Below are 16,225 nucleotides of genomic sequence, written 5' to 3'. Positions count from 1 at the left end.
CGTTTTTTTTCAGCTAAATGCAGTTATTACGCGATATCTTCGTCGTACTGTGGGACCGGGTTGCGGAAGCTTTTGGTCACGCAAGCAAGGTAGATCAGACCGATACCCGCCCAGATCAGGCCCAGAACCATTGAGCTTTCTTCCAGGTTCACCCACAGCGCGCCAACGGTCAGCGCACCGCACATTGGCAGGAACAGGTACTGGAAGTGATCTTTCAGCGTCTTGTTACGCTTCTCACGGATCCAGAACTGGGAGATTACCGACAGGTTAACGAAGGTAAATGCCACCAGCGCACCAAAGTTAATCAGCGCCGTCGCCATCACCAGGTCGAAGTTGATTGCCAACAGAGCAATCGCCCCAACCAGAATGATGTTCATGGACGGAGTACGCCATTTCGGGTGTACATAACCGAAGAAGCTTTTCGGGAATACGCCGTCACGACCCATCACGTACATCAGACGCGCAACGCCTGCATGCGCCGCCATACCGGACGCCAGTACGGTAATGGTAGAGAAAATCAGCGCGCCGACCTGGAAGAACTTGCCGGCAACATACAGCATGATTTCCGGCTGCGAAGCATCTGGATCCTTAAAGCGCGAAATATCCGGGAAGTACAACTGCAACAGATAGGTGGAGACGATAAAGATCAGGCCACCAATCAGCGCAGTCAGGAAAATCGCACGCGGGATCACGCGCTCAGCGTCTTTGGTTTCTTCTGACAGGTTGCTGATACCGTCAAAACCGGTGAACGAGAAGCACAGGATGGTCGCGCCGGTGATCATCGGGATCACGTGCGCATCACCGGACCAGAATGGGCGACTGCTCGCCAGCGTACCGGCACCTTCCCCTTCGAACACGCCATAAACGACCATGCCGAGGATCACCGCAATCAGCACCACCTGCAACAACACGATCACGGTGTTGAAATTCGCAACGGATTTGAGGCTCCGAAGGTTGAAGGCGGTCATAAAGGCCACCAGCGCCACCACGAACATCCACGATGGAATCGAGGGCACCAGCGCTTCAAAATAAATTTTCGCCAACAGAATGTTGATCATCGGGGCGAACAGGTAGTCCAGCAGCGATGACCAACCCACCATAAAGCCAACTGTCGGGCTAATGGATTTCTGGGCGTAAGTGTAGGCAGAGCCTGCAGACGGATAGCGGCGTACCAGTTTACCGTAGCTCAGTGCGGTAAAAAGGATGGCGATCAGTGCAAAGGCGTAAGCTGTCGGGACGTGACCATCGGTCATTCCTGATACGATACCGAATGTATCGAACAGCGTCATCGGCTGCATATAGGCAAGGCCCATCATGACAACCGGAACCAGCGTAAGCGTTTTACGTAATTCCACGCGAGAGGTGTTTGGAGTAGCGTTATGCGACATGGTTATCCCCCATTACGGCGAAAACCGTCGCGTAAGCAAAAAATTGCCCCATTTTTTGTTAATCCTCAGCGACAACAACTGTCGATTTTTAAGTAAGTATCTATCCGGTACGAAGCCCGGCCTCTTTTATGAATGATTGGTTTGATGCAAAAAAATAACCGACGCGTATTAAAACGTCGGTTAATGTCATTTTTTGCAAGCGGCGTATTTTGCACTAAATTGGGGAGAAATAACAAGAGATTGAAGTGGCCACAAAAGAATATTTTTTCTTAACTGATTGATTTGTCAGCAGCCGTTTTAACATACACCCCCGCAATAGCACTATTTGCTAAAATTTCATCCCGCCACCAGGCACTGGCCAACCCGGCGGTCTGTTCATTCCAGCCTATCCACACGGGTTCAAGGACAATTTGCGCGACCACTTTTTTCTCAATCAGTGCGCCGCTCTCCAGAAATCGCTGCGCCAGATAGCGCGGAATATAGCCACATCCCAGGCCGCTGATTTGTAGTTCCAGCTTGGTTTTGAAGTCAAAAACGGTAATGGCTTCCTGATCGTCAAGCACCTGAGAACCTGAGACATTGGCATGCTGCGCATTGTCGCCCACTACAATGGCGCGAAAACGGCGAATAGTGCGACGATTTAACGGTTCCTGTTCCTGCGCCAGCGGGTGATGCGGCGCAACCACAAACACCTGTTCCAGAACCCCCAGCCGTGCAAAGCCAAATTCGCTCGCTGCAGGGGGTTCATGCATGGCACCGACAATAATATCCGCCCGGCCCTGAATTAGGGCATCCCATGAGCCGCCCAGCACGCCATTGATAAATTTCAGACGCGTCACGCTGTGGTGTTGATAGAAAGACTCGATGAGTGGGGCCAGCAATGAAAAGGGAAAGGTATCATCTACGCCAATAACCAGTTCATTCTCCCAGCCTTCGTGTAGTTTAATGGCCTGCTTTTCGAGTTCACGGACGGTATGCAGCACCTCCCGCCCCTTTTCCAGCAGCATCTGTCCGGTGCGGGTGAACTTAGCCCGGTGCCCGCTGCGATCGAGTATCTGAATATTAAGATCGCTTTCCAGCTTATGGACGGTGTAGCTAAGCGCAGACGGCGTCTTAAACAATTTTGCCGACGCCGCCGCGAAACTGCCCTCTTTTTCTAAGGCATCGAGGATGATAAGAACGTCCAGCAGTGGTTTCATACTCGCCCCCTGGCGGTATACAGCGGCACTCTGCTGGCTTGTCACTCCATCGGCATCACCAGCGGATCAGGATACTGGTACTCAAACCCAAGCTCATTACAAATACGGTTGCCATCAATGACTTTACCTTTACCGTTATCCGTACCGTCGCGAAATTCCGGCGGCTCCATCCCCAACTGGCGGGCCATCTGCGGATAGAACACGTTACGCGCCGGATGCATAGGCGCACATATATTATAGATGTGTCCCCCTTTAGGCGCTTGCAGCAGTAACGTGATAGCAGAAACCACATCGTCCAGATGCACCAGATTGACGCCATGATGTCCGTCTGGCGCCGTCTTGCCGGCAAAAAAGCGACCAGGGTGTCTTCCCGGACCAACTAACCCGGCCAGACGCAAAATATCCACCGACGTGCCAGGTAAATTGTGCAACCAGTCTTCAAGTTCTTTCAGAACACGACCACTTGCCGTGACCGGATTACGCGGCGTCCCCTCTTTCACTGTTCCTTGAACGTCACCATAGACTGACGTCGAACTGGTAAAAATAATCCGCGGGATCCGATACGCCAGCGCGCTGTCGACCAGTTCCTGCATTGCCTGCAGGTAAAATGCTTCCCCAGGACCGCTACGGCGTGCAGGCAGCGTAATAACCAACGCATCGGCGTCCATCAGTGCGTCGAGATCGTCAGCCTCACAGACCAGTTCAGGTTCCAGGCGCAGCGAGTAACTCTCGATACCGCTCATGCGGGCCGCTTCCACCCCATCCAATGTGGTTTTGCTGCCGGTAACCTGCCAGCCTCTCGCCGCCAGCGACATGGCTAACGGCATGCCTAACCAACCTAATCCGACAATTGCGACCTTTTTCATGCCTTCTCTCCTGACTTTTGGCCTATAACGCAAGGCTACGCCAGCCCACGGTGGCTGACAATTCATAGTATCAATATGAAATGAATTAATGATCAAAAAAAGCCCTTGCTTTCCGTAGCTAAAGTGGTTTAGGTTAAAAGACATCAAATGAATAAACATTCATCGAGAAAATTTATGACACGCGCTCAATTCAAACACCATCATCACCATCATCCTGACTAGTCTTTCAGGCGATGTGTGCTGGGAGACATTTAAATCTTCCAGCGGTGCATGAGCGTATGAGAAAGCCCCCGGAAGATTTCTTCCGGGGGCTTTTTTTTGTGCGTGACCCAAACTGATTCAGACAGGATAACGAGGAATAAAGAATGTTAGACAACACCCGTTTACGCATAGCTATGCAGAAATCTGGCCGTTTAAGCGATGATTCACGCGAATTGCTGGCCCGTTGCGGCATTAAAATTAATCTTCACACCCAGCGCCTGATTGCAATGGCAGAGAATATGCCTATCGATATTCTGCGCGTACGTGATGACGATATCCCGGGTCTGGTGATGGATGGCGTTGTTGACCTCGGCATCATCGGGGAAAACGTTCTCGAAGAGGAACTGCTCAACCGCCGCGCACAGGGTGAAGACCCTCGCTATTTTACCCTGCGTCGTCTGGACTTCGGCGGCTGCCGTCTCTCGCTGGCAACCCCGGTTGATGAAGCCTGGGATGGCCCGGCAGCGCTGAACGGTAAGCGTATCGCTACCTCTTACCCACACCTGCTCAAACGTTATCTCGATCAAAAAGGGGTGTCGTTTAAATCCTGTCTGTTAAACGGCTCTGTAGAAGTCGCTCCCCGTGCGGGTCTGGCCGACGCGATTTGTGATCTGGTGTCCACCGGCGCAACGCTTGAAGCCAACGGTCTGCGTGAAGTGGAAGTCATTTACCGCTCTAAAGCCTGCCTGATTCAGCGCGACGGCGAAATGGCCGACGCCAAGCAACAACTGATCGACAAACTGCTGACCCGTATCCAGGGGGTGATTCAGGCACGCGAATCCAAATACATTATGATGCACGCGCCGAGCGAGCGTCTGGACGAAGTTATCGCCCTGCTGCCTGGCGCTGAGCGCCCGACCATTCTGCCGCTGGCCGGCGACCAGCAGCGTGTTGCCATGCACATGGTCAGCAGCGAAACCCTGTTCTGGGAAACAATGGAAAAACTGAAAGCGCTCGGTGCCAGCTCAATTCTGGTGCTGCCAATTGAGAAGATGATGGAGTGATAGCCATGAGCTTCAATACCCTGATTGACTGGAATAGCTGTAGCCCCGAGCAGCAACGCGAACTGCTGATGCGCCCGGCTATTTCCGCCTCGAAAAGCATCAGCCGTACGGTGGCCGAGATCCTTGAGAACGTCAAAAATAACGGCGACCGGGCGCTGCGTGAATACAGCGCGAAGTTTGATAAAACCGAGGTCGGCGCGCTGCGCGTCACCGAGGAAGAAATCCAGCAAGCCAGTAGTCGCCTGAGCGACGAACTGAAACAAGCTATGCAGGCAGCGGTGCGTAATATTGATACTTTCCACACCGCGCAGATCCTGCCACCGGTGGATATTGAAACTCAGCCGGGTGTGCGCTGCCAGCAGGTTACCCGCCCTATCGCTTCCGTGGGCCTGTATATTCCTGGAGGTTCAGCGCCGCTGTTCTCTACCGTATTAATGCTGGCGACCCCGGCGCGTATCGCCGGCTGCAAAAAAGTGGTGCTGTGCTCACCGCCGCCGATTGCCGATGAAATTCTCTACGCCGCGCAGCTGTGTGGTGTAAAAGAGGTGTTTAATGTGGGCGGCGCGCAGGCTATTGCCGCGCTGGCGTTGGGCACCGAATCCATTCCTAAGGTCGATAAAATCTTCGGGCCGGGCAATGCGTATGTGACCGAAGCCAAACGCCAGGTTAGCCAGCGTCTTGACGGCGCGGCCATCGACATGCCTGCTGGCCCGTCCGAAGTGCTGGTTATCGCTGACAGCGGCGCGACGCCGGACTTTGTTGCCTCTGACCTGCTTTCTCAGGCAGAACACGGCCCCGACTCGCAGGTTATCCTATTGACGCCAGACGCTACCCTTGCCGAAGGCGTTGCCAAAGCCGTAGAGCGCCAGCTCGCTGAGCTTTCCCGCGCTGAGACCGCCCGCCAGGCGCTCAGTGCCAGTCGGCTGATTATCGCCAAAGATCTGGCGCAGTGCGTGGCCATTTCTAACGCCTACGGTCCGGAACACCTGATTATTCAGACCCGCAACGCACGTGAACTGGTTGATGATATCACCAGCGCCGGTTCGGTGTTCCTCGGCGACTGGTCGCCGGAATCCGCAGGCGACTATGCTTCTGGCACCAACCACGTTCTTCCGACCTACGGCTATACCGCGACCTGCTCAAGCCTTGGGCTGGCTGACTTCCAGAAACGGATGACTGTACAGGAATTAACCCCGCAAGGTTTCTCTGGCCTGGCCTCAACCATTGAAATACTGGCCTCTGCTGAACGACTGACTGCCCACCAAAATGCCGTTACCCTGCGCGTTAACGCCCTGAAGGAGCAAGCATGAGCACTGACAACTTTCTCAGCGTCACTGATTTAGCCCGTAAGAATGTTCGCGAATTAACGCCCTATCAGTCTGCCCGTCGTCTCGGCGGTAACGGCGATGTCTGGCTCAACGCGAATGAATATCCCACCGCCGTGGAGTTCCAGCTCAGTCAGCAAACGCTGAACCGCTACCCGGAGTGTCAGCCGAAAGCGGTGATTGAGAATTACGCGCAGTATGCTGGCGTCAAACCGGAGCAGGTGCTGGTCAGCCGCGGCGCAGATGAAGGGATCGAGCTGCTGGTGCGCGCGTTTTGCGAACCCGGTAAAGATGCCATTCTCTACTGCCCGCCGACTTACGGCATGTACAGCGTCAGCGCCGAAACGATTGGCGTCGAATGCCGCACCGTTCCGACTCTTGATAACTGGCAACTGGATTTGCAAGGCATCGCGGACAAGATTGATGGCGTGAAGGTGGTCTACGTTTGCAGCCCTAATAACCCAACCGGCCAGTTGATTAACCCGCAGGATCTGCGTTCACTGCTCGAAATGACGCAGGGTAAAGCTATTGTGGTCGCTGATGAGGCCTATATTGAGTTTTGCCCGCAGGCCACGCTGGCTGGCTGGCTGTCTGAGTATCCGCATCTGGTGATATTACGCACGTTGTCAAAAGCGTTTGCCCTCGCCGGTTTACGCTGCGGGTTTACGCTGGCGAATGAAGAGGTTATCAATCTGCTGTTAAAGGTGATTGCCCCTTACCCACTCTCTACGCCGGTGGCAGATATCGCCGCCCAGGCCCTGACGCCGCAAGGGATTTCCGCCATGCGTAAACGCGTAGAGCAGATCCTGGAAGAGCGTCAGTATCTGGTAGATAACCTGAAAACGATTCGCTGTGTAGAACAGGTTTTCGACTCTGAAACCAACTATGTTCTGGCGCGCTTCACCGCATCAAGTAGCGTATTTAAATCTTTGTGGGATCAGGGCATTATCTTACGAGATCAGAATAAACAACCTTCGTTAAGCGGCTGCCTGCGAATTACTGTCGGAACCCGTGAAGAGAGCCAGCGCGTCATTGACGCCTTACGTGCGGAGCAAGTATGAGCCAGAAGTATCTTTTTATTGACCGTGATGGAACCCTGATTTCCGAACCGCCAAGTGACTTTCAGGTCGATCGCTTTGACAAACTCGCCTTCGAGCCGGACGTCGTTCCTGTTTTACTCAAGCTGCAAAAAGCAGGTTTTAAGCTGGTTATGATCACTAACCAGGATGGACTAGGAACACAGAGTTTCCCACAGGCTGATTTTGACGGTCCGCATAACCTGATGATGCAAATTTTCACCTCTCAGGGTGTGACATTTGATGAGGTACTGATTTGCCCGCACCTGCCAGCGGACGAGTGCGATTGCCGTAAGCCAAAAGTGAAGCTGGTTGAACAGTATCTGGTTGAACAGGCCATGGATATGGCGAACAGCTACGTCATTGGCGACCGGGTGACCGATATTCAGCTCGCTGAAAACATGGGCATTAGCGGATTGCGTTACCATCGCGACACCCTGAACTGGGCGATGATCGGCGAGCAGCTGACCAAACGTGACCGCTACGCACACGTAGAGCGTAATACTAAAGAAACGCAGATTGACGTCAAAGTCTGGCTGGACCGTGAAGGCCAAAGCAAAATCAATACCGGCGTTGGCTTCTTTGACCACATGCTGGATCAAATCGCCACCCATGGCGGTTTTCGCATGGAGATAGCCGTCAAGGGCGATCTATATATAGACGATCACCACACCGTTGAAGATACCGGTCTGGCGCTGGGTGAAGCTTTAAAGCTGGCATTAGGCGATAAACGCGGCATCAATCGTTTTGGTTTTGTGCTGCCGATGGACGAGTGCCTGGCGCGTTGCGCACTGGATATCTCCGGCCGCCCGCACCTGGAGTACCGCGCGGAGTTTACCTACCAGCGCGTTGGCGATCTGAGCACAGAGATGATTGAACACTTCTTCCGCTCACTCTCTTACACCATGGGCGTCACCCTGCACCTGAAAACCAAAGGCAAAAATGACCACCACCGTGTGGAGAGCCTGTTTAAAGCCTTTGGCCGTACGCTGCGTCAGGCGATTCGCGTCGAAGGCGACACGCTGCCCTCTTCAAAAGGAGTGCTGTAATGGACGTGGTGATTCTGGACACCGGCTGCGCCAACCTGCACTCGGTAAAATCCGCCGTCGCACGCCATGGATACGATCCTGTTGTCAGCCGCGACCCGGATGTAGTGCTGCGCGCCGATAAGCTGTTTCTGCCGGGCGTCGGTACCGCCCAGGCGGCGATGGACCAGTTGCACGAGCGTGAACTGATTGAGCTGATCAAAGCCTGTACGCAACCAGTGCTGGGGATCTGCTTAGGCATGCAACTGCTTGGTCGTCGCAGCGAAGAGAGTAACGGCGTATCCCTGCTGGGCATTATTGAGCAGGATGTCCCGAAGATGACCGATTTCGGTCTGCCGCTGCCGCACATGGGCTGGAATCGCGTCTATCCGCAGGCGGGAAATCGTCTGTTCCAGGGCATTGAAGATGGCGCGTATTTCTACTTTGTTCACAGCTATGCTATGCCGGTAAACCCGTGGACCATCGCCCAGTGTCATTACGGCGAACCGTTTACCGCGGCAGTACAAAAGGACAATTTCTTTGGCGTGCAGTTCCACCCTGAACGTTCGGGCGCGGCTGGGGCGCAGTTGCTGAAAAACTTTCTGGAGATGTAATGATTATTCCGGCATTAGATTTAATCGACGGCACGGTAGTGCGTCTTCATCAGGGCGATTACGCAACGCAACGTGATTACGGCAACGATCCGCTCCCCCGTTTGCAAGATTACGCCGCTCAGGGGGCCGAAGTACTGCACCTGGTTGATTTAACCGGCGCGAAAGACCCGGCGCAGCGCCAGATCCCGCTGATTAAAACGCTGGTCGCTGGCGTCAATGTTCCGGTACAGGTTGGCGGCGGCGTGCGTACGGAAGCAGACGTGGCGGCGTTGCTTGACGCTGGCGTGGCGCGCGTGGTGGTGGGGTCGACGGCGGTAAAATCCCCCGAGGAAGTCAAGAGCTGGTTTGCTCGTTTTGGTGCCGACGCGCTGGTGCTGGCACTGGACGTTCGTATTGACGAGCGTGGGAACAAACAGGTAGCGGTTAGTGGCTGGCAGGAAGACTCCGGGGTTTCACTGGAAGAACTGGTTGAGACCTATTTACCCGTCGGCCTGAAGCACGTGCTGTGCACCGATATCTCCCGCGACGGCACGCTGGCAGGCTCAAACGTCGCGCTTTATGAAGAAGTGTGCGCCAAATATCCGCAGGTGGCGTTTCAGTCATCTGGTGGTATTGGTGGAATCGAGGACGTAGCGGCCCTGCGCGGGACCGGTGTTCGTGGTGTTATCGTCGGACGAGCCTTGCTGGAAGGAAAGTTCACCGTTGAGGAGGCCATACAATGCTGGCAAAACGCATAATTCCTTGTCTGGACGTCCGCGATGGGCAGGTAGTAAAAGGCGTTCAGTTCCGCAATCACGAGATTATTGGCGACATTGTCCCACTGGCAAAACGCTATGCCGATGAAGGCGCAGATGAACTGGTGTTTTACGATATCACCGCCTCCAGCGATGGCCGCGTAGTGGATAAAAGCTGGGTATCACGCGTGGCGGAAGTGATCGATATTCCGTTCTGTGTTGCCGGTGGCATTAAATCCATCGACGATGCGGCACGTATCCTCTCTTTCGGGGCGGACAAAATCTCCATCAACTCCCCGGCGCTGGCCGAACCGGAACTTATCACCCGTCTGGCGGATCGCTTTGGCGTGCAGTGCATCGTGGTGGGCATTGATACCTGGTATGACGCCGAAACCGGCAAATATCACGTTAATCAGTATACCGGGGATGAAAGCCGTACCCGCGTCACGCAATGGGAAACACTGGACTGGGTGCAGGAAGTCCAAAAACGCGGCGCGGGCGAAATCGTCCTGAACATGATGAATCAGGACGGCGTACGTAACGGTTATGACCTGGAACAGTTGAAAAAAGTACGTGACGTTTGTCACGTCCCGCTGATTGCCTCCGGCGGCGCGGGCACCATGGAACACTTTCTCGAAGCCTTCCGGGATGCCGACGTTGACGGCGCGCTTGCCGCCTCCGTCTTCCACAAGCAAATCATCAATATTGGCGAATTAAAAGCGTACCTGGCAACACAGGGCGTGGAGATCAGGATATGTTAACGAAGCAACAATGCCGTGAGCTGGACTGGGAAAAAACCGACGGGCTGATGCCAGTCGTCGTGCAGCATGCGGTTTCCGGTGAGGTGCTGATGCTGGGTTATATGAACCCGGAAGCGCTGGATAAAACGCTCGAAAGCGGCAAAGTGACCTTTTTCTCGCGGACTAAGCAGCGCCTGTGGACCAAAGGAGAGACCTCAGGTCACTTCCTGAATGTGGTGAGCATTGCGCCTGACTGCGACAACGACACTCTGCTAGTGCTGGTTAACCCGATTGGCCCGACCTGCCATAAAGGGACTTCAAGCTGCTTTGGCGACGCCAGCCACCAGTGGCTGTTCCTGTATCAGCTTGAGCAACTGCTGGCCGAACGTAAAACCGCTGACCCAGCCAGTTCCTACACCGCGAAACTGTATGCCAGCGGCACCAAACGCATCGCACAGAAAGTGGGTGAAGAAGGCGTAGAAACCGCGCTGGCTGCGACGGTGAACGACCGCTTTGAGCTGACAAACGAAGCCTCTGATCTGATGTATCACCTGCTGGTGCTGCTGCAGGATCAGAAACTCGACCTGACGACGGTGATTGAGAATTTACGTAAGCGTCATCAGTAAGTTGCACATGTAAAAAAACCGGGCAAGCCCGGTTTTTTTATTGAGATGAGCGCTTACTCTGTTTTGCCTTTATAGCTGCGCAACGCATTTCGCGCCAGCACCACGCCAGCCCCAATCATCCCGCCGAGCAGAACCGCCAGCACCAGGGTAATCGCTTTTTTCGGACTGTCACGACGAACCGGTAACGTTGGTTTCATCACGTAGCGGTAGGCGTGTAACTCCGCCCCTTCAAGCTTAAGACTTTCGATATCCAACAGCTTTTGTTTGGTCTGGAAGTAGTTATCAGACAATATCAAAGGGCGTGTGGATTCGTGCTCAATCATGGATTTCAGGGCATCGCTACCCAACAGGAACATGCTATCCTGCGTCACATCCTGCGTCTGCTGAATTTGCGGCTTAATCACACCAGCTTGTTCTGCATAACGCAGCGCTTCCTGAATTTGCTTAATTCGCAGATCTTTTTGCTCCTGCGCGACCACTTCCTGAGTTTTCAAGGAGTCCTGAAGCGTAGTTGTTTGCAATTTGATGTTATCAACCAGATCAAGCTCCAGCTCTTTGGCAACCTTTTCATCTGTTTGTTGAATATATTCAGCCAATTGACGCTGAGCTTCTTCTGGAGAACCAGCTACATAAGCGACCGCCAACGGCAATGGTTGCCCTTTTACAGACTGCTCAATCGACAGTTTTTCAGGCTTTTCCTGATTATCCAGCGTTTCCGCCAACGCAGAGAATGACGTACTAAAACGGCCAATCACGTTTGCCTGTAACTCAGTAACCTTAGGGGCACTGGCACCATACAACACGTTAAGTGCGTTGTTATAGGTGGCAATCTGTCCAACATCCGGTTGAGTGATAATTGCTGTAGAGGTCCATTTCTCCTTAGCAACTGCCAGATAGCCCACAGCAAGCACTATGGCAATAACAATCGCAATAACGATTGTTACTTTCCCGCGCCACAACTGTACTAGTAAATCAATCAGATCAATCTGTTCCGGATCATGACTGCTCCCGAACATGTTGTTATCACTTACAGACATAGAAACCCTAGATCCTAGATAAGGAAAGACTTAAACTGGGATTAGTTTAGCTATAAATTGAGGCAATGCCATAGGATTAATGATAAAAAAATCAAATTGTTTGAGGGATTTTGATTGGTATTTCAATCACTACTGAAAATCAATACGATCAAACAAAAGTGTAAATACTCAAAGAACACTTTCATGAGCAAAAAAACAGCAATAACCAGATTTCATGCCCGCCAATCGTTACACTTTACAATTCATTTTAATTAATTCATGTCGTGAATACTTACCATCTAACCAGTAAAGATGGTAAGCGTAAAAAATATAACAATTAGCTTTTTTACCATCTAACGGTATCATTCCACTTTTTAGTAGCGCCTGTTGGTGCCTGGCTATTATTTAGCCAAAAAGAGGAATAAACATGAAATACCTGGTTACGGGTGCCGCTGGTTTCATCGGCTTCCACGTTAGCAAACGCCTCCTTGAGGCTGGCCATCAAGTAGTCGGTATTGATAATCTGAACGATTACTACGACGTCAGTCTTAAACAAGCTCGTCTGGAATTACTTGCGCAGCCTGGTTTCCAGTTTAATAAAATTGATTTAGCCGACCGCGAAGGCATGACTGAACTCTTCGCATCCGGGCATTTTGAACGTGTCATTCATCTTGCCGCACAGGCTGGCGTACGTTATTCACTCGAAAACCCGCATGCCTATGCAGACTCAAATCTCACAGGATTTCTGAACATACTGGAAGGGTGTCGCCATAATAAAATTCAGCATTTACTCTATGCCTCATCCAGTTCAGTTTACGGCCTGAATCGCAAAATGCCTTTCTCTACGGATGATTCCGTCGATCATCCCGTGTCGTTGTATGCAGCAACCAAAAAAGCCAACGAGCTGATGGCTCATACTTATTCCCACCTGTACGGATTGCCCACCACCGGGTTGCGTTTTTTCACCGTGTACGGTCCATGGGGTCGACCGGATATGGCGCTGTTCAAGTTCACCAAAGCGATGCTGGAAGGGAAAAGTATTGACGTCTATAACTACGGCAAAATGAAGCGTGACTTTACCTATATCGATGATATCGCAGAAGCGATCATTCGCCTGCAGGATGTCATTCCACACGCAGACACACAATGGACCGTTGAAACAGGCACGCCAGCAGCCAGCATTGCGCCCTATCGCGTCTACAATATCGGCAATAGTTCACCGGTTGAGCTAATGGACTATATCCAGGCTTTGGAAGATGCTCTGGGTATTGAAGCGAAGAAAAACATGCTACCACTACAGCCAGGTGATGTACTGGAAACCAGCGCAGACACTAAAGCACTGTATGAGGTAATTGGTTTTAAACCTGAAACCACGGTAAAAGATGGGGTGAAGAACTTTGTTGACTGGTATCGTAATTTCTACAAAGTTTAATTACTGACCTGATTAAAATAAAAAGGCCTTTTATAAGGCCTTTTTTATGGAGACGAGATTAATCACTACCAAACAAATCGCGGGTATACACTTTATCGGCAACATCAGCTAATTCTGACGTCATGCGGTTAGAAATAATAATATCCGCTTCATTTTTGAACGCATTAAGATCACGCACAACTCGGGAATGGAAAAATTCATCCTCTTCCATGACCGGTTCATAGATAATAACGGGTACGCCCTTGGCTTTAATGCGCTTCATGATGCCCTGAATCGATGATGCCCGGAAATTATCGGAACCACTTTTCATGATCAAACGGTACACGCCGACCACCTTAGGCTTACGCGCAAGAATAGAATCTGCAATGAAGTCCTTACGCGTACGGTTCGCATCAACAATCGCACCAATAATGTTATTCGGTACAGACGCGTAGTTAGCCAGCAACTGCTTAGTATCTTTCGGCAGGCAGTAACCACCATAGCCGAATGACGGATTGTTGTAGTGATTACCGATACGCGGATCCAGGCACACACCTTCAATAATCTGCCGTGAGTTCAAGCCAAGACTTTCTGCATAGCTATCCAGCTCGTTAAAGTAGGCAACACGTAACGCCAGATAGGTGTTAGCGAACAACTTGATGGCTTCGGCTTCAGTAGAGTCGGTAAACAGCGTCGGAATGTCTTTTTTAACCGCACCTTCCTGCAGCAACGCGGCAAAACGCTCGGCTCGTTCGGAACGTTCACCAATAACGATACGGGACGGATGCAAGTTGTCGTATAGCGCACGACCTTCACGCAGGAATTCTGGCGAAAAGAAAATATTGTCGATACCCAACTGTTCTTTAATGGAGTTCGTAAAGCCAACCGGAATCGTTGATTTAATTACCATCACCGCATTTGGGTTGATTTCGACCACATCGCGGATCACTGACTCGACGCTAGAAGTGTTAAAGTAGTTAGTTGTCGGATCGTAATCAGTCGGTGTCGCGATGATAACGTAGTCCGCGTCGCGGTAAGCATCATACTTATCGGTCGTTGCACGGAAATTCAGCTGTTTTGTCGCCAGATATTCTTCGATCTCCTTATCAACGATCGGCGATTTTTTCTGATTCAGCATCTCGACCTTCGTCGGAACGATATCCAGAGCGACCACTTCGTGGTGCTGGGCAATCAGAATACCGTTCGACAAACCTACATAACCTGTTCCTGAGATAGTTATCTTCATTCGCTGTGTAACTTCTTCCGGTTGAACATTTGAGGGTGAACACGCTGCCAACAACGTGGCGCATCGGCTCTGCATTGCGCCAGTATATCGTGATTTGCTACAACACCGGATATCGGACCTGACTGAATCCCATTTTTTGGCAATAAAAAAGCCCGGAGGAGCGCTCCGGGCCTGGATTCACAGTTAGACTAAATCAGATTAATCCAGCCATTCGGTGTGGAACACGCCTTCTTTATCGGTGCGTTTATACGTATGTGCACCAAAGTAGTCGCGCTGGGCCTGGATCAGGTTAGCCGGCAGTACCGCAGAGCGGTAGCTGTCGTAGTAGGCTATCGCTGCAGAGAAGGTCGGTACCGGAATACCGTTCTGCACAGCATAAGCCACTACATCACGTAGCGCTTGCTGATATTCGTCAGCGATATTTTTGAAATACGGAGCCAGCAGCAGGTTCGCGATGCCTTTGTTTTCAGCATAGGCGTCGGTGATTTTCTGCAGGAATTGCGCACGAATGATGCAGCCCGCGCGGAAGATCTTCGCAATTTCGCCGTAGTTCAGATCCCAGTTGTATTCGTCAGATGCGGCACGCAGTTGAGAGAAGCCCTGAGCATAAGAGACGATTTTGCCCAAATACAGCGCGCGACGGACCTTCTCAACAAACTCTGCTTTATCACCAGCCAGTTTAGCCAGCGGGCCAGACAGCACTTTAGATGCCGCAACGCGCTGGTCTTTCAGAGAAGAGATGTAGCGAGCGAATACGGATTCGGTGATCAGCGACAGCGGTTCGCCCAGATCCAGAGAGCTCTGGCTGGTCCATTTACCGGTGCCTTTGTTCGCCGCTTCGTCCAGGATCACATCAACAAGGTATTTACCCTCTTCGTCTTTCTTGGTGAAGATATCTTTGGTGATGTCGATCAGATAGCTGCTCAGCTCGCCTTCATTCCACTCGGTGAAAGTAGTTGCCAGCTCTTCGTTAGACAGGTTCAAACCGCCTTTCAGCAGAGAATAGGCTTCCGCAATCAGCTGCATATCGCCATATTCGATCCCGTTGTGCACCATCTTCACATAGTGACCTGCGCCATCGGCACCGATATAGGTCACGCACGGTTCGCCATCTTCAGCAACAGCGGCGATTTTAGTCAGAATCGGCGCAACCAGTTCGTACGCTTCTTTCTGGCCGCCAGGCATAATAGACGGACCTTTCAAGGCCCCCTCCTCACCGCCGGACACGCCGGTACCGATGAAGTTGAAGCCTTCAGCTGACAGTTCACGATTACGACGAATGGTGTCCTGGAAGAAGGTGTTACCACCATCAATGATGATGTCGCCTTTATCCAGATACGGCTTCAGGGAATCAATAGCAGCATCGGTGCCAGCACCCGCTTTCACCATTAACAGGATACGACGTGGGGTTTCAAGAGACTCGACGAACTCTTTCACCGTGTAATAAGGAACCAGTTTCTTACCCGGGTTCTCGGCAACAACTTCTTCAGTTTTCTCGCGGGAGCGGTTGAAGATGGAGACGGTATAACCACGGCTTTCGATGTTGAGCGCCAGGTTGCGCCCCATCACTGCCATACCGACGACGCCGATCTGTTGCTTGGACATTACATACTCCTGTCAGGTGTGGTCACCGCGCGACGTAAACGCGGCTTGAGATGTGGTCTAGATATTAACTCGATAATAGCAATTTTGAA

At 51.9% G+C, this 16,225-nt stretch carries 16 protein-coding genes, 1 pseudogene and 1 other annotated feature; of the genes and pseudogenes, 10 read left to right on the top strand and 7 right to left on the bottom strand.

Annotated elements, in window-relative coordinates; all coding sequences use genetic code 11:
• Nucleotides 1-26: 26 nt before the first annotated feature.
• The 4 genes and pseudogenes from plaP to SK39_RS20075 form a co-directional block, all read right to left on the bottom strand.
• Nucleotides 27-1,388 (bottom strand): putrescine/proton symporter PlaP, encoded by a 1,362-nt coding sequence (gene plaP / locus SK39_RS20085; protein WP_003030167.1) that lies wholly within the window; start codon nt 1,386-1,388, stop codon nt 27-29.
• Nucleotides 1,378-1,440: a membrane protein YoeI gene (yoeI, locus tag SK39_RS27905; protein ID WP_099045591.1), complete on the bottom strand. Its 63-nt coding sequence runs from the start codon at nt 1,438-1,440 to the stop codon at nt 1,378-1,380. The genes plaP and yoeI overlap by 11 nt, the downstream gene beginning before the upstream one ends.
• Before the next feature lie 162 nt (nt 1,441-1,602).
• Nucleotides 1,603-2,587, bottom strand: a pseudogene (locus tag SK39_RS20080) (LysR family transcriptional regulator).
• Between the two features lie 41 nt (nt 2,588-2,628).
• Nucleotides 2,629-3,453 carry an SDR family oxidoreductase gene (locus SK39_RS20075; RefSeq protein WP_003030163.1) on the bottom strand — a complete coding sequence of 275 codons (825 nt, stop codon included), beginning with the start codon at nt 3,451-3,453 and terminating at the stop codon, nt 2,629-2,631.
• 174 nt (nt 3,454-3,627) lie between these two features.
• Here SK39_RS20075 and hisL point away from each other — a divergent pair, with 174 nt between their 5' ends.
• The 9 genes from hisL (at nt 3,628) to hisIE (ending at nt 10,858) form a co-directional block, all read left to right on the top strand.
• Nucleotides 3,628-3,675: a his operon leader peptide gene (hisL, locus tag SK39_RS27190; RefSeq protein WP_100250077.1), complete on the top strand. Its 48-nt coding sequence runs from the start codon at nt 3,628-3,630 to the stop codon at nt 3,673-3,675.
• Nucleotides 3,651-3,773 (top strand) — a sequence feature (His leader region). (Overlaps the previous gene by 25 nt.)
• Nucleotides 3,774-3,818: 45 nt before the next feature.
• Nucleotides 3,819-4,718: an ATP phosphoribosyltransferase gene (gene hisG / locus SK39_RS20070; protein ID WP_003030161.1), complete on the top strand. Its 900-nt coding sequence runs from the start codon at nt 3,819-3,821 to the stop codon at nt 4,716-4,718.
• Between the two features lie 5 nt (nt 4,719-4,723).
• The gene (hisD, locus tag SK39_RS20065; protein WP_048217354.1) at nt 4,724-6,028 is read left to right on the top strand and encodes a histidinol dehydrogenase; all 1,305 of its coding nucleotides are present in this window, start codon (nt 4,724-4,726) and stop codon (nt 6,026-6,028) included.
• Nucleotides 6,025-7,104: a histidinol-phosphate transaminase gene (hisC, locus tag SK39_RS20060; RefSeq protein WP_044701948.1), complete on the top strand. Its 1,080-nt coding sequence runs from the start codon at nt 6,025-6,027 to the stop codon at nt 7,102-7,104. The genes hisD and hisC overlap by 4 nt, the downstream gene beginning before the upstream one ends.
• The gene (gene hisB, locus SK39_RS20055; protein WP_048217353.1) at nt 7,101-8,168 is read left to right on the top strand and encodes a bifunctional histidinol-phosphatase/imidazoleglycerol-phosphate dehydratase HisB; all 1,068 of its coding nucleotides are present in this window, start codon (nt 7,101-7,103) and stop codon (nt 8,166-8,168) included. Before hisC ends, hisB begins: the two co-directional genes overlap by 4 nt.
• Nucleotides 8,168-8,758 carry an imidazole glycerol phosphate synthase subunit HisH gene (gene hisH / locus SK39_RS20050; RefSeq protein ID WP_003844282.1) on the top strand — a complete coding sequence of 197 codons (591 nt, stop codon included), beginning with the start codon at nt 8,168-8,170 and terminating at the stop codon, nt 8,756-8,758. Before hisB ends, hisH begins: the two co-directional genes overlap by 1 nt.
• A complete protein-coding gene (gene hisA, locus SK39_RS20045) occupies nt 8,758-9,495 on the top strand; it encodes a 1-(5-phosphoribosyl)-5-[(5-phosphoribosylamino)methylideneamino]imidazole-4-carboxamide isomerase (protein WP_003844283.1) in 738 nt (245 codons plus the stop codon). Before hisH ends, hisA begins: the two co-directional genes overlap by 1 nt.
• Complete coding sequence (gene hisF, locus SK39_RS20040) at nt 9,477-10,253, top strand: imidazole glycerol phosphate synthase subunit HisF (RefSeq protein WP_019077116.1); 777 nt, start codon at nt 9,477-9,479, stop codon at nt 10,251-10,253. Before hisA ends, hisF begins: the two co-directional genes overlap by 19 nt.
• Nucleotides 10,247-10,858: a bifunctional phosphoribosyl-AMP cyclohydrolase/phosphoribosyl-ATP diphosphatase HisIE gene (gene hisIE / locus SK39_RS20035; protein WP_048217352.1), complete on the top strand. Its 612-nt coding sequence runs from the start codon at nt 10,247-10,249 to the stop codon at nt 10,856-10,858. The genes hisF and hisIE overlap by 7 nt, the downstream gene beginning before the upstream one ends.
• A 53-nt stretch (nt 10,859-10,911) precedes the next feature.
• Here the strand turns inward: hisIE and wzzB are convergent, their stop codons facing one another.
• A complete protein-coding gene (gene wzzB, locus SK39_RS20030) occupies nt 10,912-11,895 on the bottom strand; it encodes an LPS O-antigen chain length determinant protein WzzB (RefSeq protein WP_048217351.1) in 984 nt (327 codons plus the stop codon).
• Between the two features lie 406 nt (nt 11,896-12,301).
• On the opposite strand from wzzB, the gene SK39_RS20025 reads away from it, so the two are divergent.
• On the top strand, nt 12,302-13,306 hold the full coding sequence (locus SK39_RS20025) for an NAD-dependent epimerase (protein WP_048217350.1): 1,005 nt from the start codon (nt 12,302-12,304) through the stop codon (nt 13,304-13,306).
• A 58-nt stretch (nt 13,307-13,364) separates the two neighbouring features.
• Here SK39_RS20025 and ugd read toward each other — a convergent pair whose 3' ends face one another.
• Nucleotides 13,365-14,531 carry a UDP-glucose 6-dehydrogenase gene (gene ugd / locus SK39_RS20020; protein WP_044701934.1) on the bottom strand — a complete coding sequence of 389 codons (1,167 nt, stop codon included), beginning with the start codon at nt 14,529-14,531 and terminating at the stop codon, nt 13,365-13,367.
• Between the two features lie 198 nt (nt 14,532-14,729).
• The gene (gene gndA / locus SK39_RS20015) at nt 14,730-16,136 is read right to left on the bottom strand and encodes an NADP-dependent phosphogluconate dehydrogenase (RefSeq protein WP_048217349.1); all 1,407 of its coding nucleotides are present in this window, start codon (nt 16,134-16,136) and stop codon (nt 14,730-14,732) included.
• Nucleotides 16,137-16,225 lie beyond the last annotated feature (89 nt).

It is taken from the genome of Citrobacter sp. BIDMC107 (assembly GCF_001037575.1).
GTDB lineage: Bacteria > Pseudomonadota > Gammaproteobacteria > Enterobacterales > Enterobacteriaceae > Citrobacter > Citrobacter freundii.
This window is presented reverse-complemented; position numbering and strand designations above follow the sequence as displayed.

Excerpts from the sequence above, each read along its gene's own strand:
- SK39_RS20025 (WP_048217350.1), top strand. The coding sequence starts at position 12,302 with ATGAAATACCTGGTTACGGGTGCCGCTGGTTTCATCGGCTTCCACGTT.
- gndA (WP_048217349.1), bottom strand. The coding sequence starts at position 16,136 with ATGTCCAAGCAACAGATCGGCGTCGTCGGTATGGCAGTGATGGGGCGC.
- hisIE (WP_048217352.1), top strand. The coding sequence starts at position 10,247 with ATGTTAACGAAGCAACAATGCCGTGAGCTGGACTGGGAAAAAACCGAC.
- plaP (WP_003030167.1), bottom strand. The coding sequence starts at position 1,388 with ATGTCGCATAACGCTACTCCAAACACCTCTCGCGTGGAATTACGTAAA.
- hisF (WP_019077116.1), top strand. The coding sequence starts at position 9,477 with ATGCTGGCAAAACGCATAATTCCTTGTCTGGACGTCCGCGATGGGCAG.
- hisB (WP_048217353.1), top strand. The coding sequence starts at position 7,101 with ATGAGCCAGAAGTATCTTTTTATTGACCGTGATGGAACCCTGATTTCC.
- SK39_RS20075 (WP_003030163.1), bottom strand. The coding sequence starts at position 3,453 with ATGAAAAAGGTCGCAATTGTCGGATTAGGTTGGTTAGGCATGCCGTTA.
- ugd (WP_044701934.1), bottom strand. The coding sequence starts at position 14,531 with ATGAAGATAACTATCTCAGGAACAGGTTATGTAGGTTTGTCGAACGGT.
- hisG (WP_003030161.1), top strand. The coding sequence starts at position 3,819 with ATGTTAGACAACACCCGTTTACGCATAGCTATGCAGAAATCTGGCCGT.
- hisD (WP_048217354.1), top strand. The coding sequence starts at position 4,724 with ATGAGCTTCAATACCCTGATTGACTGGAATAGCTGTAGCCCCGAGCAG.
- wzzB (WP_048217351.1), bottom strand. The coding sequence starts at position 11,895 with ATGTCTGTAAGTGATAACAACATGTTCGGGAGCAGTCATGATCCGGAA.
- hisA (WP_003844283.1), top strand. The coding sequence starts at position 8,758 with ATGATTATTCCGGCATTAGATTTAATCGACGGCACGGTAGTGCGTCTT.
- hisC (WP_044701948.1), top strand. The coding sequence starts at position 6,025 with ATGAGCACTGACAACTTTCTCAGCGTCACTGATTTAGCCCGTAAGAAT.
- hisH (WP_003844282.1), top strand. The coding sequence starts at position 8,168 with ATGGACGTGGTGATTCTGGACACCGGCTGCGCCAACCTGCACTCGGTA.